Here is a 25,998-nt window from a genome sequence, read left to right on the forward strand (position 1 = left end):
TTTGTTTCCTTCTAAGGGGGGCTTTCGTCAGGCCTTCATGCGGGCTGATGTCGGGTCATAGAGAGGTTTGAGGGACGCGGTGGCTGCACACCGACGACCGGCGACTTCGATTTCATAGTTTGAGGACAGGAGCGCCTGAACGGACTCCCCGGCGCAAGGGACATAGCCCAGTCCGACTGCGGCTCCGAGCGAATGACCATAGGCTCCGCTGGTGAGATGGCCAACGACGCTTCCGTCCCTGAGGATTGGTTCGGCGTGATAGAGCAGGGGATCTGGATCTGCAAGAAGAAACTGCACCATGCGCCGCTCAAGTCCGGTCTCACGCTTTCGCAATACAGCGTCCCGTCCAATATAGTCATTCTTGTCCTTTGCAACGGCAAAACCGAGACCGGCTTCAAGGATATGATCCTCGCAGGTGATATCATGGCCGAAGTGGCGAAATCCCTTTTCGAGCCTGAGACAATCCATCATATGCATGCCACAGAGTTTGGCGTCAATCTTTTTGCCTGCGGCAAGGAGTACCTCAAAGACATGGGCGGCCATGTCGGTCGAGATATAGAGTTCCCAGCCCAGTTCTCCGACGTAGCTGACCCGGTGGGCGCGGGCAAGTCCCATGCCGATTTCAATTTCCTGCGCGGTGCCGAATGGATTGACTTCGTTGCTGAAATCATTGGGAGAGACCGCTTGCAAGAGGGTGCGGCTGTTAGGCCCCATGACGCAGATGACGGCTTCGGCGGCGGTCATGTCAATAACGGTGACCCGGTCCTCGCCGACATGGCGGCGGAGCCATGTCTCGTCGGCAAGGCGGGTTGCTGCCGGTGTGACCATCAGAAAGGCACTTTCGCTGAGGCGTGTGACGGTGACATCGGCCTCGATGCCACCTCGGCTGTTGAGAAGCTGGCCATAGACGATCTTGCCCACGGGCACCGAATAATTGGCCGCACCGATGCGGTTGAGGAAGCGCTCTGCGTCCGGTCCCTCTATGCGCAGCTTACCAAAGGAGCTCATGTCATAAAGGCCGACATTGGTTCGGGTGGCTTTGTGTTCGCGGGCGGCATTGCCGAACCAGTTTTGACGCTTCCAAGAGTAATGATACTCCCGTTCCTGTCCTTTATCGGCGAACCAGTTGGCGCGCTCTCAACCGGCAAATTCGCCGAAGACGGCTCCTTCTCGCGCCAGATGCTCATGAAGGGGCGTGCGGCGGACACCGCGCGCGGTCGCCTTCTGGCGATAGGGGAAGTGATCGGCAAAGAGCAGGCCAAGGGTCTCGGTGGAGCGCTCGAAGAGATAGTGGCGGTTACCCTGAAAGGGTTGCATCCGGGCGATATCGACGTCGCAGAGATCTAAGGGTTTTTCGCCTGTGTCCATCCACTCGGCCAGCGCCATACCCGCGCCACCGGCTGACTGGATGCCGATGGAGTTGAAACCTGCTGCAACCCAGACATTGTCCATTTCCGGGCAGAGGCCGAGATGATAGGCATCATCAGGGGTGAAGCTTTCGGGGCCGTTGAAGAAGGTATGAATGCCGGTTTCGGCAAGCAGTGGCAGGCGATTGATGGCGGCTTCAAGGATCGGTTCGAAGTGATCGAAATCTTCGGGCAATTGATCAAACTCGAAACTCTCGGGAATTCCATCCATGCCCCACGGTTTGGCGACCGGCTCAAACGCGCCAAGCAGGAGCTTTCCTGCCTCTTCCTTGTAGTAGGCGCATTCCTCGGGCACGCGCAGGGTGGGAAGCTGGGTGAGGCCGGGGATGGTGTCGGTGACAATATAGAAATGCTCGCAGGCATGAAGCGGCACGTTGGTGCCGGTCATCAGACCCAGCTCGCGGCCCCACATGCCGGCGCAGTTGACCACATATTCGCAGGCGATCTCGCCGGTCTCTCCGTCTTCGCTCTGCCATGAGACACCGGTAACCCGGCGGTCTGTTTTGGCGATCGCGGCGACCTTTGTTCGTTCACAGACGATGGCACCGCCCATCTTGGCCCCCTTGGCGAAGGCATAGGCGATGTTGCCCGGATCTCCCTGTCCATCCTTGGGTAGATAGACCCCGCCGACCACATCCTCGATGTTGACATGCTCATAGCGCTCGGCGATCTCGGACGGGCTGATCGGTTCAACCTCGACACCGAAGGCGCGCGCCATGGAGGCCTGCCGCAAGATTTCCTCGTGGCGTTCGTCGCTGAGGGCCACCGTGATGGAGCCGTTGCGGCGAAAGCCGGTCGCGACCTCGGTTTCCTCTTCGAGCTTGCCGTAGAGCTCCTGACTATAGCGCGCGAGGCGGGTCATGTTGTGGCTGGCGCGCAGCTGGGCGATGAGACCCGCGGCATGCCATGTGGTGCCGGAGGTCAGCTGCTTGCGCTCCAGCAGGACAACGTCGGTCCATCCCTTTTTGATCAGGTGATAGGCGACCGAGCAGCCGATGATGCCGCCGCCGATGATGACGACGCGAGCCTTGTTGGGGGGAGTGGGCATGGCAATATCCTCTTGAAAATACGAGGGGCGAACGGTGCTGTTGCTCCGTCCGCATAGACGTGGTTGGAAAAGGGCTTAATAGACAGGAGGTGATATGACCCAAACGGCAATTGCCGGTTCGTCATAAGGGTTGGACCAGCGGAACGGCCTTTGTCGAATGCGGAAACTGTCGCCAGCCTCGACCGTGAACATCTGATCACCAAGCCAGATGTCCAACCGTCCGCTTACCATGAAAGCCAGCTCCTGCGTTGCCCGCTCAAGTGGCTCTTCAAGCTTTGCACCGGGCTGAAAGGTCGAGTGGACCATTTCGAAACTGTCGGTGAGATCAGGGGAAATCAGAGTTTCGATAAGGCCCATTTGTCGTTCGCCGATCATGCGTCGCGCCTGCGCCCGCACGACAAGACCGGATTCCCCGTTCGTGGCATTGTCTTCCCCGAAGAAGAGCGACAATGGAACATCGAAAACATCGGCCAGTTTTTGCAGATCCGCCAACTTGGGCGTCGACATGTCCCGTTCGATCTGGGAGACCCAGCCGATTGAGCGGCCCAGTTTTTCAGCCAGATCCTCAATGGTCATGCGACGCGCGGTGCGCAACGCTCTGAGATCTCCGCCAAGGCTTGTCTGTCTGGTCATTTCAATGTCTCGTGAAAAAATAGAAAATGAAAATTTCATCAAAAATTTCATGAGATGGGTGAAGAAATCAAGCCACTTTTTACGGCCCGAGCCACTGGCGCGTCTGGTCAGGCGGGCGTTGGGCGTGGTGGAGCTTCAGGAAAGAGCTCATGCTCGTTGTTCGTGGTTGAGTGATTTTCAGATGAGCTTTCCATGCAATTTATTCAATCAATTCAACGCTGAACCTGGTTCTTCTTGCAGAGGGCCAGAGCGCCTGCCGACAGCGGGGCGTTGTCTTTGACCGGTCGTTATCCTGTCCATGGCGCGGGGTGTTTCGAGTGAGGGGCCACATCGCAGAATCCGCTGGTCCAGTTGGGTCTTTCTGTTGTGCGAGGTGTGATTTCCGTTAAGTTTTTAAGGGAGCAGGGCGGTCGGTCACGCAATCACCGAACCACCAAGACGGGAAAACCCGCGAAGACCTGCAATACACCAAGGGAACAGCTGGAGTTGTAACATGAAGAAATGGACAGGTTTGCTGAGCACCATCGCCACAGTGGCCATGATGGGAAGCTTGCAGGTAGCGAATGCTGCAGAGGAACTGACTGTCGCGTATTTTCTGGAATGGCCGATGCCTTTCCAGTATGCGAAGGAAAAGGGGCTTTATGAAGAGGCTCTGGGTATCCCCGTCAAATGGGTGTCGTTCGATACCGGGACTGCCATGTCGGCCGCGATGGCGTCCGGTGACGTACAGATCGCCGTCAGTCAGGGTCTGCCGCCGTTCGTTGTGGCGGCGTCTGCCGGTCAGGATCTGAAGGTCGTCGATATTGCCGTCAGCTATTCCGAAAACGACAATTGTGTCGTTGCAGAAGCGCTCGAAATCGACAAGACCAACGCCAAGGAGCTGGAAGGCAAGAAGGTGGGACTGCCGAAAGGCACCGCTGCCCATTATGGTTTCCTTGAGCAGATGAAATATTTCGGCGTTGATATCTCCACCATGGAAATCGTCGATATGGCCCCGGCGGAAGGAGCAGCGGCCTTTGCCCAAAGCAACCTCGACATGGTCTGTGGTTACGGCGGTGCGCTTCGCCGCATGAAAGAGCATGGCAATGTGCTCCTGACTGGCGCGGAAAAGGAAGAAGTCGGCATTCTCGTCTTTGACGTTATTTCTGCGCCTTCCACCTTTGCGGCCGAGGAAAGCGAGCTGATGACCAAGTTCCTCAAGGTTACCGAAGAGGCCAACGAAATGTGGAACGCAGGTGAGAAATCTGACGAAATGCTTGCAGTCATCGCCAAGGATTCCGGTATGGAGCTCGCAGATGCCAAGGCATCGCTCGGTACCTTCTCCTTTCCGGAAATGGAAGAGAAGCTGGGCAAAAAGTGGCTTGGTGGCGGCGTACAGATCTTTATGGGCGGCGTGGCTACCGTCTTCAAGGATGCCGGTTCGATCCCTGAGACACTCGATTCTTACGAAGGCTCTGTCGAAGCCAGCTATCTGGCTGCCGCGGCCAAATAATCCCGTCGTGAACAAAGAGATGGTGCCCGAAAAGGCTCCATCTCTTCTCATATTGTCTTCACACTGACGAGGAGTGCTCCACTATGGATGGCCTGCATATCGAAAATGTATCCATGCGCTTTGATCTGCCAGATGGCGCGCATGTCCAGGCGCTTGAGGATGTGTCAATCAATCTTGCCAAGGGCGAAATCATGACGATCCTCGGACCCTCGGGCTGTGGCAAGTCGACCTTGCTGAATATCGTTGCCGGCTTTCTGGCCTCGACCGGTGGTCAGGTCCGCATGAATGGCCATGTGGTAACCGGGCCGGATGCCGAGCGCGGCATGGTTTTCCAGAAGGGGGCGCTGTTTGAATGGATGAACGTGCGCCGCAATGTGGAATTCGGACCGCGCATGAAGAACATGCCCGAAGGGGATCGCAACACAACCGTTGAATATCTGCTCAAGATCGTTGGGTTGAAGGATTTTTCCGATAAGGCGGTTTATGAGCTGTCGGGTGGGATGCAGCAGCGTGTTGCCTTGGCGCGGTGTCTTGCCAACGATCCCGATGTCATCTTGATGGATGAGCCTCTGGGGGCCCTTGATGCACTGACGCGTGAGAAGATGCAGGGGCTGATCCTGAAGCTCTGGAAGGAGACCGGCAAGACGGTCATCCTGATCACTCATTCGGTCGAGGAAGCCCTGCTTTTGGGGGAACGTCTTCTGGTGATGGCACCGCGTCCGGGGCGCATTCACAAGGAATACAGGCTCCCCTTTGCCGAACGAGCGGTGGGGGCTGATCTCAGAGACGTGAAAAAGAGCGAAGGCTTTGCGGAAACCCGCGAGGAAATCCTCTCGATGATCTGGGAAATGGAAGAAGAAATTATGGGTTCATCGGAGTCTGCCGCATGACCGGTTACATCATACTTGCAATTTATATTGGTCTGTTTTTTGCGGCCTATTTCGCCGTTCACTATATTCGCGGCTTCATGCGCCGCAATGATGATTTCAATGCGCGCAAGACGGTTACCTTTGGCGACGAAAGCGCCATCAAGCCCGACCGGGCCGCATCGATCTTTTCCATTCTTGTCATTTTTCTGATCTGGGGGGCCTTCACCGGCTCCAAATGGGTGCCATTTCATGTCCCCGGTCCCTTCATTGGCGAGACCGGGTTTGACTATACGGTCAAGGATGCTGAAGGTCAGAGCAGCAAGGCGTCCGTGCATGTGGCCGTCTCCGAGATCGGCGAGAAGCCCGAGAAGGCCAAGGCCGAAAAACGCAGTGAAGACAGCCCCTTTGCGCTTGATGACTTTGCCAATACTGCCGCATGGCGGACGGTCTTTCTCAATGTCACCAAGAATGATGGCGAAGGCGCCAAGGTGACGGCCATCGACGGACAAGAAATCGCTTCGGGCGAAGAGGTGGATGTTCGCGATGGCAGCGTCACGATGACGGCCAAGGGATCCCTGATCTTCCAGCCCGATCCCGGCCTGCAGATGGAGCCAATCTGGATGCCGTCGCCCGAGGCTGTGCTCGAGCGCTTCATCGAGATCAGCAAGGAAGGCTATCAGAACTTCACGCTTTGGGAGCATCTGGGCTGGTCGCTGTCGCGGGTTCTGTCGGGCTTTTTCTTTGGCTCTCTGATCGGCATTCCGCTGGGTTATGCCATGGGCCTGTCCAACTGGGTGCGCGGTTGGTTCGATCCGATCGTCGAGTTTATGCGCCCCGTGCCGCCGCTCGCGCTGATCCCGCTGGTGATCATCTGGTTCGGGATCTGGGAAACCGGAAAGGTGGTGCTGCTCTTCCTTGCGGCCCTCTGGATCATGACGATTGCCGCCCGCGCAGGGGTCTCGGGGGTCAATATCACCAAGGTGCATGCGGCTTATTCATTGGGCGCCAATAAGAGGCAGGTGCTCTGGTATGTGATCGTGCCCAACTCGTTGCCCGAGATCTTCACGGGTGCGCGCGTTGCAATGGGGGTCTGTTGGGGTACGGTGGTCGCTGCTGAACTTGTCGCAGCCCAGAAGGGCGCGGGCATGATGATCATCGCTGCCTCCAAGTTCCAGCTTACCGATATCGTGATGATGGGGATCTTCCTCATCGGCATCATCGGCTATGGCATCGATATTGCCATGCGCGTGGCCGAGCGGATCCTTGTGCCATGGCAGGGCAAGGCCTGATCAGCAAGTCGCTCTTAGAAATGAGAAACCCCGACGTGCGCTGCATGCCGGGGTTTTTTTGTGTCCAATGCTGATGGCCAAGCCTTCCGGGGGCTATTCGCCTCGGGGGAAGCGGGCTTCTTCTTCCACGCTGTTGAGGTCCATGTGGTTGCGCATGAAGCGGTCGGATGCCTTCTGCAAGGGCTGATAGTCCCACGGATAATAAGCGCCGTTTCGCAAGGCTTCATAGACCACCCAGCGCCGGGCCTGACTTTCGCGGATGTCCGCGTCATAGCGCTCCATGTCCCAGCGTTCTTTCACCTTTTCGGTGAAGGAGGCGACAAGCGCCTCGTGCTCAGTATGGGTTGCCAGATTATCAAGTTCGTGTGGATCTTTTTCCAGATCGAAGAGCTGGGGCGGATCGAGTTCGCAATGGGTGAACTTATACTGTCCCTCGCGGATGGACACCAGCGGCGCATAGGAGCCCTCGGCTGCATATTCCATATAGACTGGCGCCTGCCTTTCCTCGCCCTTTGCTAAAGGCAGAAGAGAGAGGCCATCGGTCCATGGCTTCACGTCGCTCAAGTCAATGCCCGCAAGGTCGGCCAGTGTGGGGGTGATGTCCAGATTGGAAACCGCTGTGCTGATCTGCTCGGGCAGCAGAGTGGGCGCTGCGATCATCAGGGGGACGCGCGATGAGCCTTCAAAGAAGCTCATCTTGAACCACAATCCGCGTTCGCCCAGCATGTCACCATGGTCCGAACAGAAGACAACGATGGTGTCCTTTTCAAGGCGGCAGGTGCGCAGGATGTCGAGCAGATCGCCTATCTTGTCATCGAGATAGGAGATGTTGGCGAAATAGGCGCGGCGGGACCGGCGCACATCTTCCTGGGTGATGTCGAAATGTTTGTAGTCATTTGCCTTGAAGATACGCTGGGAATGAGGATCCTGCTCGTCGAAGGGCTGCGCACCGACTTCGGGGTCCAAGTGCTCGCAATCTTCATACAGATCCCAGTATTTGCGGCGGCAAACATATGGGTCGTGGGGATGGGTGAAACTGACCGTAAGGCACCATGGCTTTTCATCGCGGCTGCGCGCCAGCTGATAGAGCTTTTGCGCGGCATGGTGGGCGACCTCGTCGTCATACTCCATCTGGTTGGAGATTTCGGCAACGCCCGCGCCGGTGACCGATCCCAGATTGTGATACCACCAGTCAATCCGCTCGCCCGGTTTGCGATAGTCCGGCGTCCAGCCAAAGTCTGCCGGGTAGACATCGGTGGTCAAGCGCTCTTCAAAGCCGTGCAGCTGGTCGGCCCCGACAAAATGCATTTTGCCCGAAAGGCAGGTGTGATAGCCAGCGCGGCGCAGATGGTGGGCATAGGTCGGAATATTCGAGGCGAATTCCGCCGCATTGTCATAGACCCCGGTGCGTGAGGGGAGCTGTCCCGACATGAAAGAGGCGCGAGAGGGGGCACAGAGCGGACTGGCGCAATAGGTGTTGGAGAAGCGAACCGAACGGTTTGCCAGTGCCCGCAAATTCGGTGTGTGCAGGAAGTCTGCTGGCCCATCGGGAAACAGAGTGCCGTTCAACTGGTCGACCATGATGATCAGGATATTCGGTTGCTTGGTCATTCTGTCTCCTTGGAGGGCGTCGGGCGGGTGGTTTGTGGCTTAGCTGTCTTCTCCAAGATGTCCGGAGAGGAAGCGCAGGACCTTTCGCGCCGACAGCTCGCCGACAATTTCGCCCTTGCGCAGGACGCCGAGCGGCTGATCATTGTTGGCCAGCGTGTCGAGCATGTCTGCGAGGAGGGTTTCCGATCCGACGGTTTCAGCATAGTGATCGGAGCGTGGTTTGATCATGGCATCGCTGGCGCGCAAGATCGCGAGCGGGTTCATATGGGCCACGAAATCGGAAACATAGTTATCCGCAGGTTTGGTGAAGATCTCGCGCGGCGTGCCGATTTGGCTGATGCGACCGCCTTCGAGAATGGCAATGCGGTTGCCCAGCTTGAAGGCCTCGTCCAGATCATGGCTGACAAAGAGGATCGTGCGCTGAAGTTTTTCCTGCAGATCCAGCAACTCATCCTGAAGACGGCTGCGAATGAGGGGATCAAGGGCGGAGAAGGGCTCGTCCATCAGGAGGATCGGCGCATCTGTCGCAAAGGCACGGGCAAGGCCAACGCGCTGCTGCATGCCGCCGGAAAGTTCTGATACCTGACTATCTGCCCATTCTTCCAGTCCAACAAGGGCGAGCTGTTCAATGGCTTTCTCTCGGCGCTGTTTTTTGCGCATGCCGGAGAGTTCGAGGCCAAGGCCGACATTTTCGGCCACCGTACGCCATGGCAACAGACCGAACTGTTGGAAGACCATGGCGACGCGTTCGCTTCTGATCTGGCGCAGCTGCTGAGCCGAGGCCTCGGTGACATCAAGCAATGTGTCGCCGGTATCGACATGCAGGGCTCCCCGAACCACCGGGTTGAGGCCGTTGACGGCTCTAAGCAGGGTGGATTTTCCCGAGCCGGAGAGGCCCATCAGGACGAAGATTTCGCCTTGCTGGACGTCGAACGTGCAATCGTGAACGCCAAGAACCTGATTGGTCTGGTCCTGAATGGCGTTCCGATCCAGATTTTGATCCATGAGTGGAAGCGCTGTTTCGGGTTTGTCACCAAAGACGATGGAAACCTGTTCAAACTTGATCGCCGGTGTCACTGTTCTTTGTTCCTATGCAGAATGCGGTCGAGGATGATGGCAACAACAACAATGATGAAGCCACTTTCGAACCCGAGGCTGGTATTGACCTGATTGAGTGCTCGCACGACAGGAACGCCAAGCCCGTCGGCACCCACCAGTGCGGCGATCACCACCATCGAGAGCGCCAGCATGATGGTCTGGTTGAGGCCCGCCATGATTTGCGGCATGGCATAGGGCAGTTCGGCCTTGAAGAGAACGTCGCGGTTAGAGCCGCCAAAGGCACGGACGGCCTCTGTCAAACGATCGGGCGTTGACGCGATGCCCAGTTGCGTAAGGCGGATGGGGGCGGGCAGGACGAAAACGACGGTGGAGATGAGACCCGGGACCATGCCGATGCCAAAGAAGACGATGGCCGGGATCAGATAGACGAAGGTTGGCAGTGTCTGCATCAGGTCGAGGATGGGGCGCAGCACTGCATAAAGGCGGGGGCGGTGGGCGGCGGCAATGCCAATGGGAACGCCGATGGCCATGCAGACGGCGCAGGAGGTGAGCACGAGGGTCAGGCTCTCGGTGGTTTCCCGCCAATATCCCTGATTGAGGATGAAGAGAAAGCCCAGACCGACAAGCAGGCAGGTTTTCCAGTTTCGTTGCAGCAGCCACGCGATGCCGACAAAGATTGCGATGACGACCAGCGGATGCGGGGTATGAAGCGCCCATAAAACGCCGTCAATCGTGCTTTCCAGAATAAGACTGAGGATGTCGAGCGCGCTCTCGGCGTGCGTGCGAATCCATTCGAAAAGGGCGCTCGCCAGATCTCCGACGGGCAGTTTGTGCTCATAGAGCCAATCCACAACTAGCTTTCCTCATTTGCGGAACCATCAAGGCAGGTGCCTTGGTCCCTGATAATGCGATTGGCCCCGCCGGGGGCGAGGCCAATGTGATCGTTCGTTCAGAGACCCAGAGCCGATTTGGCGGCTGGCAGGGCGGCTTCACCGTCCTTGGTGGTCACGCCATCAAGCCAGGTTTCCAGAACCTCCGGATTCTTCTTGAGCCATGCAGCGGCGGCATCTTCAGCCTTTTCACCGTCGTCGAGGATAGCTCCCATGATCTCGTTTTCCATTGCGAGTGAGAATTCCAGATTGTTCAGCAGTTTGCCAACATTCGGGCATTCTTTCACATAGCCTTTGCGCACATTGGTATAAACCGTTGCGCCGCCGAAGTCAGGGCCAAAGAAATCATCCCCACCGCTCAGATAGGTCAGATCGAAATTGGCGTTCATCGGATGCGGTTCCCAGCCGAGGAAGACAATCGGCTTGTCCCGCTTGCTGAGGCGTTCAACCTGACTGAGCATACCCTGCTCGGAGCTCTCGCGCACCTTGAAATCTTTGAGGCCAAAGGCATCTTTTTCGATCATGTCCATGATCAGGCGGTTGCCATCGTTGCCCGGCTCGATGCCGTAGATGACGCCCTTGAGTTCGTCTTCATGCTCTGCAATGGCACCAAAGCTATCAATGCCGAGCTTTGCACCGGCCGCGTTGGTTGCCAGCGTATATTTGGCGCCGTGAAGGTTAGCGCGCAAAGTTTCGACGGTGCCTTTTTCGCGATAAGGCTTGATGTCGGCCTCCATGGTCGGCATCCAGTTGCCGAGGAAGACATCCACATCGCCTTCCTCAAGCGAGATGTAAGTAACGGGAACAGAGAGCACGCGGGTGTTGGTCTTGTAACCAATTGCGCCAAGAACGGTTGTCGTAGCTGCGGTGGTGGCCGTGATGTCTGTCCAGCCGACGTCGGAGAAGGTGACGGTCGAGCAGTCCGCCAAGGCTGCACCGGTGGTCAGGGCGAAGATGGAAGCGGCGACGGTCAGTTTCATTTCGATCTCTCTTTCCAATCTGTAGGTAAGGTTTTTAATATTTATTGATTGACTGATCAATAAATATCAGGATAAATCCATTTTGCAACCCGCATTGCAGGAAAATCAAGCTTGGTCAGAAAATCGGAACAGGAAAGACGCGAAGAGTTGATCGCAGCCACCATTCGTGAGGTGGCGGCCGTGGGCTCGTTGAATGTAACGACCAGCCAGATCGCCAAGAGCGCCGGCGTGTCTGCAGGTCTCGCCTTTCACTACTTCAAGGACAAGGACAGCCTGTTTCTGGCTGCCATGCGCGATATTCTGACACGGTATGGTTCCGATGTTCGAGCCGCGCTTGGCCGGTCGCAGGGCCCGCAAGCACGACTTGAGGCAATCGTACACTCCAGCTTCAACAACCGCAACTTCACGCGCGAGGCGATTGCGTCCTGGCTGATTTTCTACACATTGGCGCTCAAATCACCGGTGGCGCAACGCCTGCTCTATGTCTATCAGCGGCGTCTGCACAGCAATCTGGTGTTTAATCTGCGCGGCCTGATCGGCGGGCGGTCGCCGGATGTTGCACGCCGTGTGGCCGGTCTGATTGACGGGCTTTACCTACGCTATGCGCTTGATGAGACGACGAATGCGGGCCACGAGGCCGCAGACCATGTGCTCAGAGCCATCGCGGCCGAATGCACTGAAGTGCGTGAGAATGATGAAATTTCCATCGATGAGGCTGACCCAAGCCCGATGGACCCCTTTGCCAAACCCCAGGAGTAGATGCCCATGACGACGGCATATCAGCCGCTCGCAAGCCATTTTGTGAACGGGCAGTATATTGATGATGAAAGCGGACCGGACATTCCCGTGATCTATCCGGCGACCGGTGCCGTGTTTGCGACGGTGCACAGCGCGACGCCCAAGATTGTGGGTCAGGCGATTGCATCGGCTGAACGCGCCCAGAAGGAATGGGCCGAGCGATCCGGTGTGGAACGGGGACGGGTGCTGCTGCGTGCAGCCCAGATCCTGCGCGAGAGAAACCGAGAGTTGTCCGAACTTGAAACCCATGATACGGGCAAGCCCCTGTCCGAGACACTCGTTGCTGATGCGACGTCCGGTGCGGATGCGCTGGAGTATTTCGGCGGTCTTGCAGCGACATTGACCGGCGAGCAGATCCCGATTGCGGGCGGAGACTTTGTTTATACGCGCCGCGAGCCTTTGGGCGTGTGCGTCGGGATCGGGGCGTGGAACTATCCCATCCAGATCGCATCCTGGAAGGCCGCGCCTGCTCTGGCGTGCGGCAATGCCATGATTTTCAAACCCTCGGAAGTCACGCCGCTATCAGCGCTCAAGCTTGCCGAGATCCTTGTTGAGGCGGGCGCTCCGGCCGGTCTGTTCAATGTTGTACAGGGTTATGGCGACGTGGGCGCTGCGCTGGTATCCGATCCGCGCGTCGACAAGGTGTCCCTGACAGGATCCGTGCCAACGGGCCAGAAAGTCTACGCCAGTGCCGCAGGCGGTCTCAAGCATGCCACTATGGAGTTGGGTGGCAAATCGCCGATTGTCATTTTCGATGATGCGGATTTCGACAATGCGGTGTCAGCGGCCATCAACGGTAATTTCTATTCAACCGGTCAGATCTGCTCGAACGGAACCCGCGTGTTTGTTCAGTCCGGGCTTCATGATGCTTTCCTTGATCGCCTGACCGAGCGGATGAAAGATGCCGTGATCGGCAATCCCATGGATGAGGCGACGACAATCGGGCCGATGGTCTCGGATAAGCAGCGCCAGATTGTGCTGGGCTATATCGAAAAGGGTCAAGCCGAAGGCGCAAAGCTCGTTGCCGGTGGTCACGCAATCAAAGGCGAGGGCTTTTACATCGAGCCAACGGTCTTTGCCGGTGTGACCGACGAGATGACCATCGCCCGGGAAGAAATCTTCGGGCCGGTCATGTCCGTTCTGTCCTTTGAGGATGAAGACGAAGCCGTCCGGCGCGCCAACGATACGCGCTTCGGTCTGGCCGCCGGGGTCTTTACCCGCGATCTCGCCCGTGCCCATCGCGTTGCGAGCCGGTTCGAAGCGGGCACTTGCTACATCAATACCTATAATCTTACGCCGGTTGAGGCTCCGTTTGGCGGGGTCAAGAATTCCGGCGTGGGAAGAGAAAATTCCAAGGCTGCTATAGACCACTATAGCCAACTCAAGTCCGTTTATGTGTGTTTGGGCGATACGGAGGCGCCATTCTAATGCGAGCTGATTATATTATTATTGGGTCCGGATCTGCCGGCAGCGCCACCGCTTATCGTCTTGCCGAGGCGGGAAAGTCCGTCATTGTCATCGAACAGGGCGGCACTGACATCGGGCCGTTCATCCAGATGCCTGCCGCGCTCTCCTATCCCATGAACATGCCGATCTATGACTGGGGTTATGCCAGTGAACCCGAGCCGCACCTTGATGGCCGCAGCATTGTCACGCCGCGCGGCAAGGTCGTTGGTGGCACCTCCTCGATCAACGGCATGGTCTATGTGCGCGGCCACGCTCGCGATTATGATCACTGGGATGAAAACGGCGCAACCGGCTGGTCCTATGCCGATGTTCTGCCCTATTTCAAGCGGATGGAGAACTGGCATTCGGGTGGTCATGGCGGCGATCCTGAGTGGCGCGGCAAGGATGGCCCGCTGCATATCACGCGCGGCCCGCGCAATAGCCCGCTCGTCAAGGCCTTTGAAGAGGCCGGACGTCAGGCGGGCTACGAGATGACACCGGATTATAACGGCGAGAAACAAGAGGGCTTTGGCCCGCTTGAAGCCACCATCTGGAAAGGGGACCGCTGGTCCACCGTCAAGGCCTATCTCAAGCCTGCGATCAAGGCTGGTCGCTGCGAGTTGGTGAAGGCCTTTGCCCAGAAGATTGTCATCAAGGACGGCAAGGCAACCGGTGTTGAAGTGGTGCGCAAGGGCAAGGTGGAGGTCATCGAGGCCAATGCGGAAGTCATCGTTGCGGCCTCCTCGATCAATTCGCCCAAGCTGTTGATGCTGTCGGGCATCGGCCCTGCTGATGAACTCAAGGGCCACGGCATTGATGTGATTGCGGATCGCCCCGGCGTTGGCAAGAATTTGCAGGATCATCTGGAGCTTTACATCCAGCAGGCCTGCACCCAGCCGATCACCCTTTTCAAATACTGGAACCTCTTCGGCAAGGGACTGATCGGGGCTCAGTGGCTGTTCACCCGCAAGGGGCTTGGGGCGTCGAACCAGTTTGAAAGCGGTGCCTTCGTGCGCTCTGCTGCTGGTGTTGAATATCCCGATATCCAGTTCCACTTCCTTCCCATCGCCGTACGCTATGATGGGCAGGTGGCGGCCGAGGGACACGGTTTCCAAGCCCATGTCGGACCGATGCGGTCGAAATCCCGCGGCGAGGTGACGTTGCGGTCAGCAGATCCGAGGGAAGCGCCGAAGATCCTCTTCAACTATATGGCGCACGAGGATGACTGGCGCGACTTCCGCATTTGCATCGAGCTGACCCGCGAGATCTTTGGGCAGTCGGCCTTTGATCCTTATCGCGGCAAGGAAATCCAGCCCGGTAGCCATGTGACGACGGAAGAGGCTCTGAATGCCTTCATCCGCGACAATGTGGAAAGCGCCTATCATCCTTGCGGGACCTGCAAGATGGGCGCAAAGGATGACCCGATGGCGGTGGTTGATCCAGATCTCAAGGTGATTGGTGTCGAGGGCCTGCGCGTCGCCGACAGCTCGATCTTCCCGCGCATCAACAATGGCAACCTCAATGGCCCCTCGATCCTCGTGGGCGAGAAGGCTGCCGACCACATCCTCGGCACCATGCTGCCCCGCGATGAATCCCAACCCTGGATGCACCCCGACTGGCAGACCAGCCAGCGCTAGGGCTATCAAAACAATCAGAGGCCATCCATGGCCTCTGATCCTCTTTGGCTCAGCTCAGTGCCTGATTAGCTTCGGGAGGCCCTTGTAAAGCTGCGCGATGCGGTCCGCGATCCCAAGAAATATCCCGAACAGGCAAAGACGCAGGTATTGGCTTATACCAAGGGCGTGAAGTTCTGACTCTTTAGGGATTCCATTTTTAGCACTGGCGTGATTCAACATGGCAAAGGAGATTTTGCCATGTCTGCCGCTTTGATTCTTAGCGATGCTTTTGACGCCGATAGTTTGCGCCGTCTTGCCAAAGGATGCCGCAATGCCAAACAGGGCCGCCGCCTACTGGCCATTGCGGCTGTCTATGACGGCATGAACCGTGCTGATGCCGCCAAAGTCGGCGGTATGGACCGCCAGACTTTGCGAGATTGGGTTCTTCGCTTCAATGAGCAAGGCACCGATGGTCTTGTCGACATCAAAGCAACCGGCGCTCCCATGCGCTTGAGCCCAGAACAGCTCGAAGAGTTTGTTGCTATCGTTGAAACCGGTCCTGATCCTGAGAAGGACGGCGTCTCTGTCTGGCGTAGCCAGGATCTGGTGCGTGTGATCCAAGAGCGGTTTGGGGTCTCCTACAAGGAACGTGGAGTACGGGATCTTTTGCGCCGCATGGGGTATGTGCGCATATCTGGTCGACCTCAACATCCAGAACAAAAGCCTGAAGTCATTGATGCTTTCAAAAAAACTTCTCCGCAACGTTGGCAGCGCATGTAGGCCATTTGCCAAAGAACAAGCCCATCGAGATTTGGTGGCAAGATGAGGCTAGGCTTGGTCAGAAGAATGGACTGGCCCGACTATGGGCAAAAAAGGGAACCAGACCACGTCTGCCAGCCGATCAGCGATATAAAAATGCCTATCTGTTCGGTGCAATATGTCCAGCGCGTGGCGTTGGCGCGGGATTGATGATGCCTTTTGCAAATACACAGGCCATGCAAATGCACCTCGAAGAAGTCTCAAGGACAGTGGCGCGCGGCGCTCATGCCGTGGTGCTGATGGATCGTGCCGGATGGCATACGACAAGCAGACTCAACGTGCCCAAGAATATCACCATCCTCCTGTTGCCTTCCAAATCACCGGAACTGAACCCAGTTGAGAATATTTGGCAGTATCTGCGCGGTACCTTCCTGTCCAATCGGGTCTTCGAAGACTATGCCGCCATTCTTGATGCTGGTTGCCAAGCATGGAAGAGCCTCTCCGCCAACCCAACCATCATCCATTCAATAGGTATGAGAAAATGGGCTCAATGTAGGTTTTCACACGGTACTGCCATAATCCGGTATTAGGCGGAATTATCCGGGAATTGCCGAAAACGTGTTTGAATTAAACGGGTTAAGAGAGATCGAAAGGTCATCTTGCCCGTTTTTGTTTTTCACGGGGTTTTGCCACAAAAACGGTTTAGCGGGTGTTTTCTTGATCTGGGATGAGGAACTTTCAACTGTCTTCAATTGCGCTTCGAAGACTGTTTTAGGCGCGCCTTAAATCGCAGAAATCAGCCTTTGAGAAGCTTTTGTGCGACCGCTCCAACCTTTGCATAATCGGGGCTGAAAGCTGGCAAAATCTAAAATGAACTTGGAACAACGCTTCCAAGTTGAAAAAGATGCAGCTTGGATTTTAGGAAAATCACGGAAAATCAATATCTTGCCTGTTCCAAGTTAGACAAACTGCATGCAAAGTGTAGCGGTTCGAACTTGGAACAGGCTGAGCCTCGTTTCCCTATTGTTGGGCTTGGCCTTTTTCGGCGTCCATTTCGCCGAGCTCGCCCAGGATTAGGCGGCTAATCTCATTGAAATGCTTCATCTTGAGATCAGATAGGCCGGAAATGTTGAGGCGGAAATAAATATGTTGCCACAAGAGGTTAGCGTCTTGCTGTTTCGCAGCGGCTAAACTATGGATTGCGGTGTCTAGGCGGTGGTAGTCGAAAGCTCGCATTGGTATCCAAGCTGGCAAGCGGTTATTTAGGAACAACAGCATTGCTGCGCCTAAAACTATCTTTGCCCAGTTTCTTTCCACTGTTGGAAAGGAAACTTTGCTGGATAACAGGCCTCGTAAATAAGTGGCGTCATTCATTCAATTGGAACCTCATCGAAACCCGCGGGCGGCGGGCGTACTTGTTACGATAAGGCGGTTAGGTCGCCGAAGGGGAGATGTTGGTAGCATCTCTCCCCGCCAACTTTAGGCTGTGTTAGGTTGCGAGGCAACTGGCAGATCTGCCTAAAGTACCGCGAGTTTCAAAAGATCGCGGCATCTTTCTTTAAGCTGAGTTCGCATCTCTTCAGGCGGGTATTTGCCCTTGTCCTCTGCGATCTTGCGATAGCATTCCATATAAACCAGCCAAAGCTTTTCCGGGCCTATTTTCACCCGTCGATTTTGAGCTTGGAATTCTGCGACCGTCACAACAACTGCTTCCATCAATTCAGCGTCTAGCGGCTTGACGGGTATTTCATCCAAATAGATCTCACCTTCACCGGTGAACAACCAATGCAGGCTCACGTTGGTAGCGCGTCTTATCTTTTCGATCGCCTCGGCATCTGGCGAGCGAGTCCCCCTCTCATAGTTGGTATAGGAATCGAACTTGATCCCCACTCGTTCGCTGAATTCCACACGCGTCTCGTTCCCACGCAAGAAGGTAAGCCTTTGTGAAAAGGGTGTTTTTGGCTTTGGAGGTCTACCCATATTTTAAAAAGGTACAAATACAATCATATTCGATTGATTAAAGTTTGTTTTGTACCTATACTCCACTTAGTTAAATAACCCAACTTAGGTCAAAAAAGACAATCGCGAGGCTCCACCCTTTTGATTGTCACAACTTCGAAGGTGTGTTCATGACACGTCCACCCAAGAAGGACAAGGCTCCCGCCGATATCCTTCATTTGCTGCGGAAAATGCAACTGTCCTATGCGGCGGTGGACCGCATGTTCAGCCTCTCGAAAGGAAGCGCCGTTCATGCCGCCCGCACTGCTCATGAGCCCGGTGAAAAGGCTATTTCCGAAGTGCTGGGCCTTCCTGCCAATCGCATTTGGCCAAGTCGCTACGATCCGCAGACGGGTGAACGTCTGAAACCACAGCCCTCGTCGAACAATAAGCCCAAGCGCGTTCTGCGTCACCGGCAAATCGACAAGCCTCTCTCCTCATGTGGACAGTCAAAAGGCGGAGAGGCAGCGTGAAAACCCTTCTCGTAAATCCGTGCCCGTTCTTCTTGGCAAATGCGCGATCACAGCCGCTCTCGGCCTTCACTTTCGTGTCCCTGAAGGGTGCGCCGGTCGTCCGTGATCGCCGTTTCATTCCAGCGCATTTCCCATGCCGCGCCAAGGCCAAAAGTCACTTTCGAAATAGACAGCTTTCAGTTTGCGTAAAGGAGCCCAGATCATGAACCGATTGAATGAGGACGAGCTTTATGAATTGTCCTTCCGCGTTTGTATTGCGGTGGTCAAAGAGAGTTTCAATCACATTCCAGTGGAGCGGATTATTTCGCCGAACCATGGTGAGTTTGATGCCTATCTTGCCCGTCAGATCGTGTTGCACTTGTTGGTTCACGAGTTCGGCCTTGTGCGCACTCGGATCGGCAAGTTGATTGAAGTTCGCCGCACGGCCCTCAATGCCTCAATCAGAACCATTGATAACCGTCTCGACGATGAGGACTTCGCCGCGCAATATCGTCTATGGGCGAGCCGGGCAAAGGATCTTTATCTCGATAAACTGGCGGAGGCAGCGTGATGTCTGATTTCAAGACGCTGGTAATCGCCGATATCGTTGTTCCTGAACGCCTGCGTATGGTCGACGACGATCACGCATTGGCTATTCAGGCTTCCATTGTCCAGCATGGTCAGTTCAATCCGATCACCGTGCGGATTACGCCCAATGGCGAGCGCCCCTATACGCTGGTGGCTGGTGCGCATCGATATCGCGCGGTCGAACTTCTTGGCGAAGGCGAAGAGATCGACGCCCTTGTTGTGAAGGCGGACAAAGACGAGGCGATCATCCTCGAGATCGAAGAAAACCTCTTCCGCAATGATCTGTCAGTCATGGACCGGGCCATCTTCGTCGAAACATATCGTGAAGCATGGGAAAAGGTGCACGGCGTCATCAATCCAAAAGGCGGTCGTCCAAAAAACTCCGACAAGTTGTCGGAGTTTTCTGAAAGCCCTGTTGGCTTGTTGGAAGCAGAAGCCCAAAAGGGATTTTCGGCTGTTTGTGCTGATCGATTGGGGGTTTCGTCAAGGTCAATCGAGAGACTAAGCAAGATCTCGCAAAAACTTCCTAAGTCGGTGCGCAAAGCCATTGCAAACAGCCCGATTGCCGACAATCAGAGCCAGCTTTTGAAACTGGCGAAAATACCTCCTGAGAAACTGAAAAAGTTTCCCCGTGCCTTCAAAGAAACAAGTGATTTTGTAAAGTCTTTGGAGGCTCTTGAGCCACCCGCGCCAAAACCAGATCCGGTCATGCAACAACTCTCAGCGCTTATCGGTGCATGGGAGAGGGCAAAACCGGAGGCGCGGGCAAAGTTTTTGTCCCATGCGGCACTGATCGCAAGCCCTGCTGACAACCCCCAAGAGGGGCACATGTCATCATGAGCAAGGACTGTCCCGATCAACTAGATTTTTTCAAAAAGCCGGTATTTGAAACGCGCTTCAAAGACGGGCCAGTCGACCTAGACCGGTTCCGTGCACGTATCAAGCGGGCCATGTCGCAGGCGATCCGTGAGAGCGGCTATGATCGCCGGACAATTGCTTTGCGCATGGCCCAGCATCTTGGCCTTGAAAAGCTTAGCAAGACCACTCTGGACGCTTATACGGCAGAGAGCAAAGAGACCCACGACATTAGCCTTGTGCGCTTTGCCGCCTTCGTGCGGGCAACCGATGCCACTTGGCTTTGGGATTTGATCTTGTCTCAGGATGGATTGACCATTCTTGAGGGTGAAGAGCCTCGCCTCGCTGAAATAGCCCGCCTCCAACAAGAACGCAAAAGCATCAATGCAGAGCTGCGCAAATTGCAGGTTCGCCCGGTGCAAATTGGGGACTGGAGAGCCAAGTGACGCAGAAATTCTTTACCGCCGCCGAGATAGCCGAAATGCACGGATCCAGTCTGCGCTACATTAATCAACTTGCCGCACGGCAGGGATGGCGCAAACAAACTGGAAAGGCGCAAAAACGTGCCGGTCGCGGTGGTGGGTGGGAATACCATTTGGACCTGTTGCCTGAGATTGTTCGCACTCGTTTGGCGGTGAGTTCTGAACCAGTTGAAAAGCCCAAAGATCGAAACGAGTCGTGGCAGCATTTTGAAGGGCTTTCGAAAGCCCGAAAAGAAGCCTGTGAACGCCGTTTGAAAGTGGTCGATGCCGTCGACCAGCTGATCAAAGGGGGCATGACCGAGACCGCAGCCACATCATATGCAGCCAACAAGTTCAGCGTTGCGCAGAAGCGTGAGGGCATGGCGTAATAAGACTGCGAATGTGGAACGGTCTGACCGACTGCCTGCCTTGGCTGACGGCTATAAGCCAACCGCTCAATTTTCAGAGTGCCATCCTGATGCATGGGCCGCGCTAAAGAGCGATTATTTGCGCCCAGAGAAGCCTTCTTTCTCAGCCTGCTATCGCCGCATAAAAGACGCCGCTCCTGCTCATGGATGGGAGCCAATTCCAAACGCGCAAAGCCTTCGCCGTCGCCTCAAAGATGAAGTGTCAGAAGCCGTTGTCACTCTGGCACGCAAGGGCCGTGAGAAGGCAAAGACGCTTTACCCGGCACAACGGCGAGATCGGTCCGGACTACATGCCATGCAAGCGGTCAATATGGACGGACACCGGTTCGATGTTTTCGTCAAGATGGGTGAGAATGAGGGGCCAGTCCGCGTTCACTTGATCGCTCTACAAGACCTCTATTCAGGCAAAATGGTTGCATGGCGATTGTCCCAATCTGAAAGCAAAGACGTGGTTCGTCTTGTTATCGGCGATATGGTCGAGCGGCATGGAATACCTGACAAGATTTTGCTCGATAACGGTCGCGCCTTTGCTTCCAAATGGATCAGCGGCGGGACGCCTAATCGATACCGGTTCAAGGTTCGGGATGAAGATCCTCAAGGCCTGCTAACAGCACTTGGCGTTGAGGTGGTTTGGGCAACGCCATATTCGGGGCAGTCCAAACCGATTGAACGTGCTTTTCGCGATCTCTGTGACGACATTTCCAAGCATCCGTTTTGCGCTGGTGCCTATACAGGCAATCGACCAGAAGCAAAGCCCGAGAACTATGGCGACCGTGCCGTTCCCTTCCAAGATTTTGCCGTTCATGTCGAGCGAATGATTGCAGAACATAACTCCCGGATCGGCCGCGAGAGCGGAAACGCCAAAGGCAGGAGTTTCGACCAGACATTCAGTGAGAGTCTTGCCGAACCGACCACTTTGATCAAGTGGCCTACGAACGCGCAGCGCGCACTCTGGCTTATGGCTGGTGAGCGTATCCGCGCCCAAAAGGGTTCGGGCGAAATCCATCTGTTTGGCAACCGTTACTGGTCGCGCGAATTGAACGCTCATGCTGGCCAGCCGGTCACGGTTCGCTTTGATCCCGATCAGCTAACAAAGCCGATGCACGTCTATGACCACAAAGACCGTCTGATCTGCGTTGCCGAATGCATCGCTGATACCGGCTTCTTTGATAGTCAAGCTGCCCGTGATCATGCCGCCAAGCGTAATGCACTGATGAAAAACATTCGCGAGGGCAAGAAGCTGCACGCTGAGCTTTCGCCTGAAACGTTGGCCGATTTGTACGGCTCACAAAAGACAATTCCCACCCCTGAGGCAGAGCCGCCCCGCTTCAAACAGTTGGCGGTTGGCAATGGCTTAAGTGTGCCCGCTGAGCGGGTTGAATGGGATGCTGAAAACGAAGCCGCTTTCTCCAAAGCCATAAACGCCTTGGAAGGGAACGTTCTGGAATTTCCCGAGAATGGGAAGAGTGGTCGCTAGTTTTGCGTTGACCAAAAAAATAGGGCGGGAAGACCCGCCCAAAAAGTAAAAGACAAAGGGAATATAGATGACACAGACGCAAACCGCAAGGGACTGGGAACTCCCAACAAGTGCTCCAGAGATCGACGGCAATAGCCCCGGTCGCAGTTCCGCTGATCTTGATGAATGGAAGACCCTTGTAAGGAAGGTTTTCGATATCGCGCCCCAGAAAAACTGGACGAAAAGCGATGTTGCTCGCCGGATCGATATGGCGATGGGAACCTTTAGCCAATGGTATTCGGGCAAGTACACGGGACGGCTGGATACCAATAACGCCAAAGTTCGGAAATGGCTGTCCTCGATAGAGGAAATGGACGAACTGGCGTTGACGGTGCCGACAGGGCCGGACTTCGTGTTCACGCCAACGGCGCGTGAGATCATCGGAGCATTGCAGTTCGCCCAGCTCATGCCTGATTTTGTGACGGTTACCGCCGCCGCTGGAACTGGCAAAACGGCGGCTTGCCTTCACTATGCTCGCACTCGCCCTAACGTTTGGATGGTGACCGCTTCTCCGCACACAAAGACTGTCCACGGCATGCTTGTGGAGTTGGCGACGGAGCTTGATATCATCCAGCACAACCCCGCGAGACTTGTTCGGGCCATCGGTTCCCGACTGAAAAAATCGGGAGGCGGAACCCTGCTGATTGTGGACGAGGCTCAGAACCTTGTCGACGATGCCATCAATCAGCTCAGGCACTTTGTCGACAACTATCAATGCGGCCTCGCTCTGGTCGGCAACGATGAGATTTACACCCGCTTTGCAAAGCGTACCGACGGGCCATCCTTTGCGCAGCTCAAGCGCCGCATTGGCAAGCGAGTTCGTAAGAGCGAGCCCATGGCTGAGGACATTGAAATGATCTTGGACGGTTGGGGTGTCACTGATCCCGATGTTCGTCGGGTGCTTGTCGGGATTGGTCGAAAAGAGGGTGCGCTTGGGCAGATCGACAAAACCCTGAAACTCGCAACCATGACCGCGAATGGCGAAGGCAAGCCTGTGACGGCTGAGTTAGTCAAGCGCGCTTGGGCCAATCGTGATGTGGAGGGCCTTTGATATGCCCGCTGCTTTGAAAAGGACCTCACCCGTCACGTTTGAAATCGGCCAGATCCGCGGATTGGTCGCAGAAAACACCAATGAGCATGGGTTCTATTTGACCGTTGACCGGTCGAGGATCCTGCGTGACAGGCTGGAAGTCATTAGCCGTGCAGTTGCCAACATGGAACGGGAGTTGGCGGTCCACCGTATCGCAGAACAAGACGCCGCTGCGGCGGGCGTTCTCGACGACTTCATTTGTGAATTGCTTGAGGAGGCTGTCGGCGAGGATGAAATCGACACCTGCAATATCGTTTTTCCGAGCTTTGAGAAAGGAAGACAGTCATGACGGATCAAATCCAGATACCCGAAGGTTTCATGCTGAACGCCAAGGGAGACCTTGTCCACGAAAGCAATATCAGAGCGCAGCATTTGCTCGAAGATGAACTGGTGAACAAGCTCATAGAAAGAGCCAAACCACTAAACGAAGCACTCTCTTCATTTCGGGAGAACGCGATCAGCGAGATTGATGGGTTTGTTGATTTGCTGGTGAGCAGTTATGGCGACAAAAAAAGGGGGGGCAGAAAAGGGAATGTGACGCTCACCAGCTTTGATGGTTCCAAGCGAATTGAGTTGGTCGTTGCTGAAACGATTGGCTTCGGGCCTGAGCTGATTGCAGCAAGAGAGCTGATTGAGGAATGTTTGCGCGAGTGGACGGAGAACGCCAATCCGCAGCTCATGACGATCGTTGAACGAGCGTTTCGCCTTAACAAGAAAGGCGAAATTACAGTTTCAAACGTGATGGAGCTGCATCAGTACGAGTTCACAGATGAGCGGTGGAGAAAGGCCATGCGGGCTATCAACGATTCCACGCGAGCCACCAGTACGAAACGCTATGTCCGGATATCCGAACGCCGGAACCAAGATGAGAAATTCTCCTCAATTCCTCTTGATGCCGTAAATGCGTGAGGTGAAATGATGGAACCCAATTTAGAACAAATGGCAGGCGACGAGATGACCCGCATCGTCGCTGACGGTGTGAAAGGGATTGTCGATCGGGCTGACGGTGCGACCGAGCAGGCGGTTTTGCTGCAATTGGTTTGTACCACCGCTTTGTTTGGTCTTTCCGAAACGCTTACACCGGCGATGGTTGCGAATTGGCTTCGAGGCTTATCGGGGACATTCGACCGGTTGAGCGCCGTTCAAAGAGGGGAGCTCAACTGATGCCTCTCCTGACTGAATTGCAAATCAACTGTCTCAAGATCATGCAGCGCAGAAATGTCGCTTGTGGCGCTGAAACGTGCAGCCGTGTCTCGACCATAGCTTGGGAGCTGGGCAAGACCACCAAGCAGGCAACTGACTGCCTGTCTCGGCTGAATAGAAAGGAATTGGTGAAACGTACAGGTGTCGGGCTTTGGAGCCTGACTTCTCAAGGGCTGCAATACAAAATCGATTTGCCACCGGGTGAATGAAATGAATGCCAGACGGGAAACTCAGTCAAATGACCTTTTCGTCTGGCAAGCGCGTGCCGAAATCGAGGCACAGCGAGCGGCGCTTCAAACCCGCATTGAAAAGCAATCGAAACACTCTCACAAGCGTGTCGCTCTGGTCACTCGCATTCAGGATTTGACGACGCAGCTTTTGGAATTGGAGACAAAACGATGAGTGCAATTCCAGCAATCCACGTCGGGCTCAAGCAGTTGGGCATTGCCGAAGAAGACGCACGCGATCTCTATCAGCGACAGACCGGAAAACGCTCTTTGAAGGTCATGACCTCAAAGCAGCATGAGGCGGTCTTGGGCGAGCTGCGTAGAATGGGATTTTCCAAGACCAACGGGAAGAAAAAGCTGGAAGGCAAATTTGCTCCCAAGCTTCAAGCGCTCTGGATTGCCGCTTGGAATTTGGGGATTGTCCGCGATCGCAAAGACAGCGCCTTGTTGGCATTTGTAAAGCGGCAGACCGGGATCGATCACACGCGCTTTCTACAATATCCTGAAGACGCCACGAAGGCGATCGAAGCGCTCAAGAGCTGGATGCGGCGGGAGGCTGGTGTTGAATGGAACGTCGAACGTTGGATGCCCGACCATATGCAAGATGCTCGGTACCAAGTCGCTATTGCTCAGGCCAGCATTCTTGCAAATAGGACCGATGGCATCTCAACAGCAAAAGGCATCCTGATCATCAATTGCGCATCCCTTTTTGGTCATAGCGATCTTGATGCCTTCGAGGCGTCTGACTGGATCGAACTGCAAAACCTTCTGGGCAAGCTGGTCCGTAGGGAGACACCATGAGCAGCTCGCTTCCTATCGTATTGCAAGAGATTGCCGATATCACGGGTGACGCCATGGATGCGATCGAGCTCGCACAGAACTATGGTGGAAGCCGTGTTCAGATCCCCGCGTATGTTCAGCCTGAGGGACATTGGTTGACTGACCTGGTTGGCTTGAAAAAGGCCAAACAGATATGCGACTTCTATCGCGTGATAACGCCAGAGGGGCGTTCTATTGGCTACTACATGGATGTGCCGCTCGGCTTGAAGTCTCGGCATGAGATTATTCGCAAGCGCATTGACAGCTTGCTGGCAGAAGGCCGCTCGCACGATGTGATTGCTCGCGAGGTTGGCGTCTCTCGATTGACTGTGCTAAGAAGATCGAAGGAAAAACCACCCGACCGTGGTCAAATGGATTTGTTCAGTCATTGAGCTGGTAACATTTGTTACCGGCTTTTTTGTTGCCTTGTTGGCGCATTCTAGG

Annotated in this window: 27 protein-coding genes and 1 pseudogene; 20 read left to right on the top strand and 8 right to left on the bottom strand. The window is 55.4% G+C overall.

Features of this window, described 5'->3' with window-relative positions:
• Positions 1 to 27: 27 nt before the first annotated feature.
• Together CPH65_RS07885 and CPH65_RS07890 are read right to left on the bottom strand one after the other, a co-directional pair.
• Positions 28 to 2,475 (bottom strand): annotated as a pseudogene (locus CPH65_RS07885) (FAD-dependent oxidoreductase).
• Between the two features lie 75 nt (positions 2,476 to 2,550).
• Positions 2,551 to 3,108: a helix-turn-helix domain-containing protein gene (locus CPH65_RS07890; RefSeq protein WP_096176305.1), complete on the bottom strand. Its 558-nt coding sequence runs from the start codon at positions 3,106 to 3,108 to the stop codon at positions 2,551 to 2,553.
• A gap of 4 nt (positions 3,109 to 3,112) precedes the next feature.
• Between CPH65_RS07890 and CPH65_RS23795 the strand changes: the two genes are divergently transcribed.
• The 4 genes from CPH65_RS23795 (at position 3,113) to CPH65_RS07905 (ending at position 6,758) form a co-directional block, all read left to right on the top strand.
• Positions 3,113 to 3,388, top strand: a complete 276-nt coding sequence (locus tag CPH65_RS23795) for a hypothetical protein (protein WP_157747560.1) — start codon at positions 3,113 to 3,115, stop codon at positions 3,386 to 3,388.
• A gap of 213 nt (positions 3,389 to 3,601) precedes the next feature.
• Entirely contained in the window at positions 3,602 to 4,600 is a 999-nt protein-coding gene (locus CPH65_RS07895) for an ABC transporter substrate-binding protein (protein ID WP_096172981.1), read from the top strand.
• A gap of 83 nt (positions 4,601 to 4,683) precedes the next feature.
• Positions 4,684 to 5,490, top strand: a complete 807-nt coding sequence (locus CPH65_RS07900; protein WP_096172982.1) for a taurine ABC transporter ATP-binding protein — start codon at positions 4,684 to 4,686, stop codon at positions 5,488 to 5,490.
• Positions 5,487 to 6,758 (top strand): ABC transporter permease subunit, encoded by a 1,272-nt coding sequence (locus CPH65_RS07905; RefSeq protein ID WP_096172983.1) that lies wholly within the window; start codon positions 5,487 to 5,489, stop codon positions 6,756 to 6,758. Before CPH65_RS07900 ends, CPH65_RS07905 begins: the two co-directional genes overlap by 4 nt.
• A 93-nt stretch (positions 6,759 to 6,851) precedes the next feature.
• On the opposite strand, the gene betC is transcribed toward CPH65_RS07905, so the two are convergent.
• From betC to choX, 4 genes are all read right to left on the bottom strand, one after another.
• A complete protein-coding gene (gene betC / locus CPH65_RS07910) occupies positions 6,852 to 8,369 on the bottom strand; it encodes a choline-sulfatase (RefSeq protein ID WP_096172984.1) in 1,518 nt (505 codons plus the stop codon).
• A gap of 39 nt (positions 8,370 to 8,408) precedes the next feature.
• A complete protein-coding gene (gene choV, locus CPH65_RS07915; protein ID WP_096172985.1) occupies positions 8,409 to 9,446 on the bottom strand; it encodes a choline ABC transporter ATP-binding protein in 1,038 nt (345 codons plus the stop codon).
• Positions 9,443 to 10,279, bottom strand: coding sequence for a choline ABC transporter permease subunit (choW, locus tag CPH65_RS07920; protein ID WP_096172986.1), 837 nt, complete (start codon positions 10,277 to 10,279; stop codon positions 9,443 to 9,445). Before choW ends, choV begins: the two co-directional genes overlap by 4 nt.
• A gap of 98 nt (positions 10,280 to 10,377) precedes the next feature.
• On the bottom strand, positions 10,378 to 11,298 hold the full coding sequence (gene choX / locus CPH65_RS07925; protein ID WP_096172987.1) for a choline ABC transporter substrate-binding protein: 921 nt from the start codon (positions 11,296 to 11,298) through the stop codon (positions 10,378 to 10,380).
• 111 nt (positions 11,299 to 11,409) lie between these two features.
• Here choX and betI point away from each other — a divergent pair, with 111 nt between their 5' ends.
• From betI to CPH65_RS07945, 4 genes are all read left to right on the top strand, one after another.
• Entirely contained in the window at positions 11,410 to 12,057 is a 648-nt protein-coding gene (gene betI / locus CPH65_RS07930; RefSeq protein WP_096172988.1) for a transcriptional regulator BetI, read from the top strand.
• Positions 12,058 to 12,063: 6 nt separating this feature from the next.
• Positions 12,064 to 13,524, top strand: coding sequence for a betaine-aldehyde dehydrogenase (gene betB, locus CPH65_RS07935; RefSeq protein ID WP_096176306.1), 1,461 nt, complete (start codon positions 12,064 to 12,066; stop codon positions 13,522 to 13,524).
• Positions 13,524 to 15,179, top strand: a complete 1,656-nt coding sequence (betA, locus tag CPH65_RS07940) for a choline dehydrogenase (RefSeq protein ID WP_096172989.1) — start codon at positions 13,524 to 13,526, stop codon at positions 15,177 to 15,179. The genes betB and betA overlap by 1 nt, the downstream gene beginning before the upstream one ends.
• Positions 15,180 to 15,416: 237 nt before the next feature.
• Positions 15,417 to 16,507 (top strand): IS630 family transposase gene (locus tag CPH65_RS07945; RefSeq protein ID WP_096172990.1). Its coding sequence is split into 2 segments (ribosomal slippage): positions 15,417 to 15,921 and positions 15,921 to 16,507, totalling 1,092 coding nucleotides; the frame shifts between segments, so codons are not numbered across the junction.
• A gap of 430 nt (positions 16,508 to 16,937) precedes the next feature.
• Here the strand turns inward: CPH65_RS07945 and CPH65_RS07950 are convergent.
• Both CPH65_RS07950 and CPH65_RS07955 read right to left on the bottom strand, forming a co-directional pair.
• Positions 16,938 to 17,291, bottom strand: coding sequence for a hypothetical protein (locus CPH65_RS07950; protein ID WP_096172991.1), 354 nt, complete (start codon positions 17,289 to 17,291; stop codon positions 16,938 to 16,940).
• A gap of 144 nt (positions 17,292 to 17,435) precedes the next feature.
• Positions 17,436 to 17,825, bottom strand: coding sequence for a helix-turn-helix domain-containing protein (locus tag CPH65_RS07955; RefSeq protein ID WP_157747561.1), 390 nt, complete (start codon positions 17,823 to 17,825; stop codon positions 17,436 to 17,438).
• Positions 17,826 to 18,046: 221 nt separating this feature from the next.
• Between CPH65_RS07955 and CPH65_RS07960 the strand changes: the two genes are divergently transcribed.
• From CPH65_RS07960 to CPH65_RS08020, 12 genes are all read left to right on the top strand, one after another.
• Positions 18,047 to 18,388, top strand: coding sequence for a helix-turn-helix domain-containing protein (locus CPH65_RS07960; RefSeq protein ID WP_096172993.1), 342 nt, complete (start codon positions 18,047 to 18,049; stop codon positions 18,386 to 18,388).
• Positions 18,389 to 18,590: 202 nt separating this feature from the next.
• Positions 18,591 to 18,938 (top strand): hypothetical protein, encoded by a 348-nt coding sequence (locus tag CPH65_RS07965; RefSeq protein ID WP_096172994.1) that lies wholly within the window; start codon positions 18,591 to 18,593, stop codon positions 18,936 to 18,938.
• The gene (locus CPH65_RS07970; protein ID WP_096172995.1) at positions 18,938 to 19,795 is read left to right on the top strand and encodes a ParB N-terminal domain-containing protein; all 858 of its coding nucleotides are present in this window, start codon (positions 18,938 to 18,940) and stop codon (positions 19,793 to 19,795) included. The genes CPH65_RS07965 and CPH65_RS07970 overlap by 1 nt, the downstream gene beginning before the upstream one ends.
• Complete coding sequence (locus CPH65_RS07975) at positions 19,792 to 20,256, top strand: hypothetical protein (protein ID WP_096172996.1); 465 nt, start codon at positions 19,792 to 19,794, stop codon at positions 20,254 to 20,256. Before CPH65_RS07970 ends, CPH65_RS07975 begins: the two co-directional genes overlap by 4 nt.
• Positions 20,253 to 20,660: a DNA-binding protein gene (locus tag CPH65_RS24490; protein WP_244574569.1), complete on the top strand. Its 408-nt coding sequence runs from the start codon at positions 20,253 to 20,255 to the stop codon at positions 20,658 to 20,660. Before CPH65_RS07975 ends, CPH65_RS24490 begins: the two co-directional genes overlap by 4 nt.
• Positions 20,611 to 22,176 carry a transposase domain-containing protein gene (locus CPH65_RS07980; RefSeq protein ID WP_244574570.1) on the top strand — a complete coding sequence of 522 codons (1,566 nt, stop codon included), beginning with the start codon at positions 20,611 to 20,613 and terminating at the stop codon, positions 22,174 to 22,176. The genes CPH65_RS24490 and CPH65_RS07980 overlap by 50 nt, the downstream gene beginning before the upstream one ends.
• A gap of 67 nt (positions 22,177 to 22,243) precedes the next feature.
• Entirely contained in the window at positions 22,244 to 23,266 is a 1,023-nt protein-coding gene (locus CPH65_RS07985; RefSeq protein WP_096172997.1) for an AAA family ATPase, read from the top strand.
• 1 nt (position 23,267) lies between these two features.
• Positions 23,268 to 23,594 (top strand): hypothetical protein, encoded by a 327-nt coding sequence (locus CPH65_RS07990; protein ID WP_096172998.1) that lies wholly within the window; start codon positions 23,268 to 23,270, stop codon positions 23,592 to 23,594.
• Positions 23,591 to 24,214 (top strand): DUF3164 family protein, encoded by a 624-nt coding sequence (locus CPH65_RS07995; protein WP_096172999.1) that lies wholly within the window; start codon positions 23,591 to 23,593, stop codon positions 24,212 to 24,214. Before CPH65_RS07990 ends, CPH65_RS07995 begins: the two co-directional genes overlap by 4 nt.
• 6 nt (positions 24,215 to 24,220) lie before the next feature.
• Complete coding sequence (locus CPH65_RS08000) at positions 24,221 to 24,469, top strand: hypothetical protein (RefSeq protein WP_157747562.1); 249 nt, start codon at positions 24,221 to 24,223, stop codon at positions 24,467 to 24,469.
• Between the two features lie 437 nt (positions 24,470 to 24,906).
• Positions 24,907 to 25,536, top strand: a complete 630-nt coding sequence (locus CPH65_RS08015) for a regulatory protein GemA (protein ID WP_096173003.1) — start codon at positions 24,907 to 24,909, stop codon at positions 25,534 to 25,536.
• Entirely contained in the window at positions 25,533 to 25,946 is a 414-nt protein-coding gene (locus CPH65_RS08020) for a hypothetical protein (RefSeq protein ID WP_096173004.1), read from the top strand. The genes CPH65_RS08015 and CPH65_RS08020 overlap by 4 nt, the downstream gene beginning before the upstream one ends.
• The last annotated feature ends 52 nt before the right edge of the window (positions 25,947 to 25,998 follow it).

The organism is Cohaesibacter sp. ES.047, from assembly GCF_900215505.1.
GTDB lineage: Bacteria > Pseudomonadota > Alphaproteobacteria > Rhizobiales > Cohaesibacteraceae > Cohaesibacter.

What these genes read in the sequence shown, in the direction of transcription:
- CPH65_RS07890 (WP_096176305.1), bottom strand. Translation starts at nt 3,108, where the DNA reads ATGACCAGACAGACAAGCCTTGGCGGAGATCTCAGAGCGTTGCGCACC.
- CPH65_RS23795 (WP_157747560.1), top strand. Translation starts at nt 3,113, where the DNA reads ATGTCTCGTGAAAAAATAGAAAATGAAAATTTCATCAAAAATTTCATG.
- CPH65_RS07895 (WP_096172981.1), top strand. Translation starts at nt 3,602, where the DNA reads ATGAAGAAATGGACAGGTTTGCTGAGCACCATCGCCACAGTGGCCATG.
- CPH65_RS07900 (WP_096172982.1), top strand. Translation starts at nt 4,684, where the DNA reads ATGGATGGCCTGCATATCGAAAATGTATCCATGCGCTTTGATCTGCCA.
- CPH65_RS07905 (WP_096172983.1), top strand. Translation starts at nt 5,487, where the DNA reads ATGACCGGTTACATCATACTTGCAATTTATATTGGTCTGTTTTTTGCG.
- betC (WP_096172984.1), bottom strand. Translation starts at nt 8,369, where the DNA reads ATGACCAAGCAACCGAATATCCTGATCATCATGGTCGACCAGTTGAAC.
- choX (WP_096172987.1), bottom strand. Translation starts at nt 11,298, where the DNA reads ATGAAACTGACCGTCGCCGCTTCCATCTTCGCCCTGACCACCGGTGCA.
- betB (WP_096176306.1), top strand. Translation starts at nt 12,064, where the DNA reads ATGACGACGGCATATCAGCCGCTCGCAAGCCATTTTGTGAACGGGCAG.
- betA (WP_096172989.1), top strand. Translation starts at nt 13,524, where the DNA reads ATGCGAGCTGATTATATTATTATTGGGTCCGGATCTGCCGGCAGCGCC.
- CPH65_RS07950 (WP_096172991.1), bottom strand. Translation starts at nt 17,291, where the DNA reads ATGAATGACGCCACTTATTTACGAGGCCTGTTATCCAGCAAAGTTTCC.
- CPH65_RS07960 (WP_096172993.1), top strand. Translation starts at nt 18,047, where the DNA reads ATGACACGTCCACCCAAGAAGGACAAGGCTCCCGCCGATATCCTTCAT.
- CPH65_RS07965 (WP_096172994.1), top strand. Translation starts at nt 18,591, where the DNA reads ATGAACCGATTGAATGAGGACGAGCTTTATGAATTGTCCTTCCGCGTT.
- CPH65_RS07970 (WP_096172995.1), top strand. Translation starts at nt 18,938, where the DNA reads ATGTCTGATTTCAAGACGCTGGTAATCGCCGATATCGTTGTTCCTGAA.
- CPH65_RS07975 (WP_096172996.1), top strand. Translation starts at nt 19,792, where the DNA reads ATGAGCAAGGACTGTCCCGATCAACTAGATTTTTTCAAAAAGCCGGTA.
- CPH65_RS07980 (WP_244574570.1), top strand. Translation starts at nt 20,611, where the DNA reads ATGCAGCCAACAAGTTCAGCGTTGCGCAGAAGCGTGAGGGCATGGCGT.
- CPH65_RS07985 (WP_096172997.1), top strand. Translation starts at nt 22,244, where the DNA reads ATGACACAGACGCAAACCGCAAGGGACTGGGAACTCCCAACAAGTGCT.
- CPH65_RS07990 (WP_096172998.1), top strand. Translation starts at nt 23,268, where the DNA reads ATGCCCGCTGCTTTGAAAAGGACCTCACCCGTCACGTTTGAAATCGGC.
- CPH65_RS07995 (WP_096172999.1), top strand. Translation starts at nt 23,591, where the DNA reads ATGACGGATCAAATCCAGATACCCGAAGGTTTCATGCTGAACGCCAAG.
- CPH65_RS08000 (WP_157747562.1), top strand. Translation starts at nt 24,221, where the DNA reads ATGATGGAACCCAATTTAGAACAAATGGCAGGCGACGAGATGACCCGC.
- CPH65_RS08015 (WP_096173003.1), top strand. Translation starts at nt 24,907, where the DNA reads ATGAGTGCAATTCCAGCAATCCACGTCGGGCTCAAGCAGTTGGGCATT.
- CPH65_RS08020 (WP_096173004.1), top strand. Translation starts at nt 25,533, where the DNA reads ATGAGCAGCTCGCTTCCTATCGTATTGCAAGAGATTGCCGATATCACG.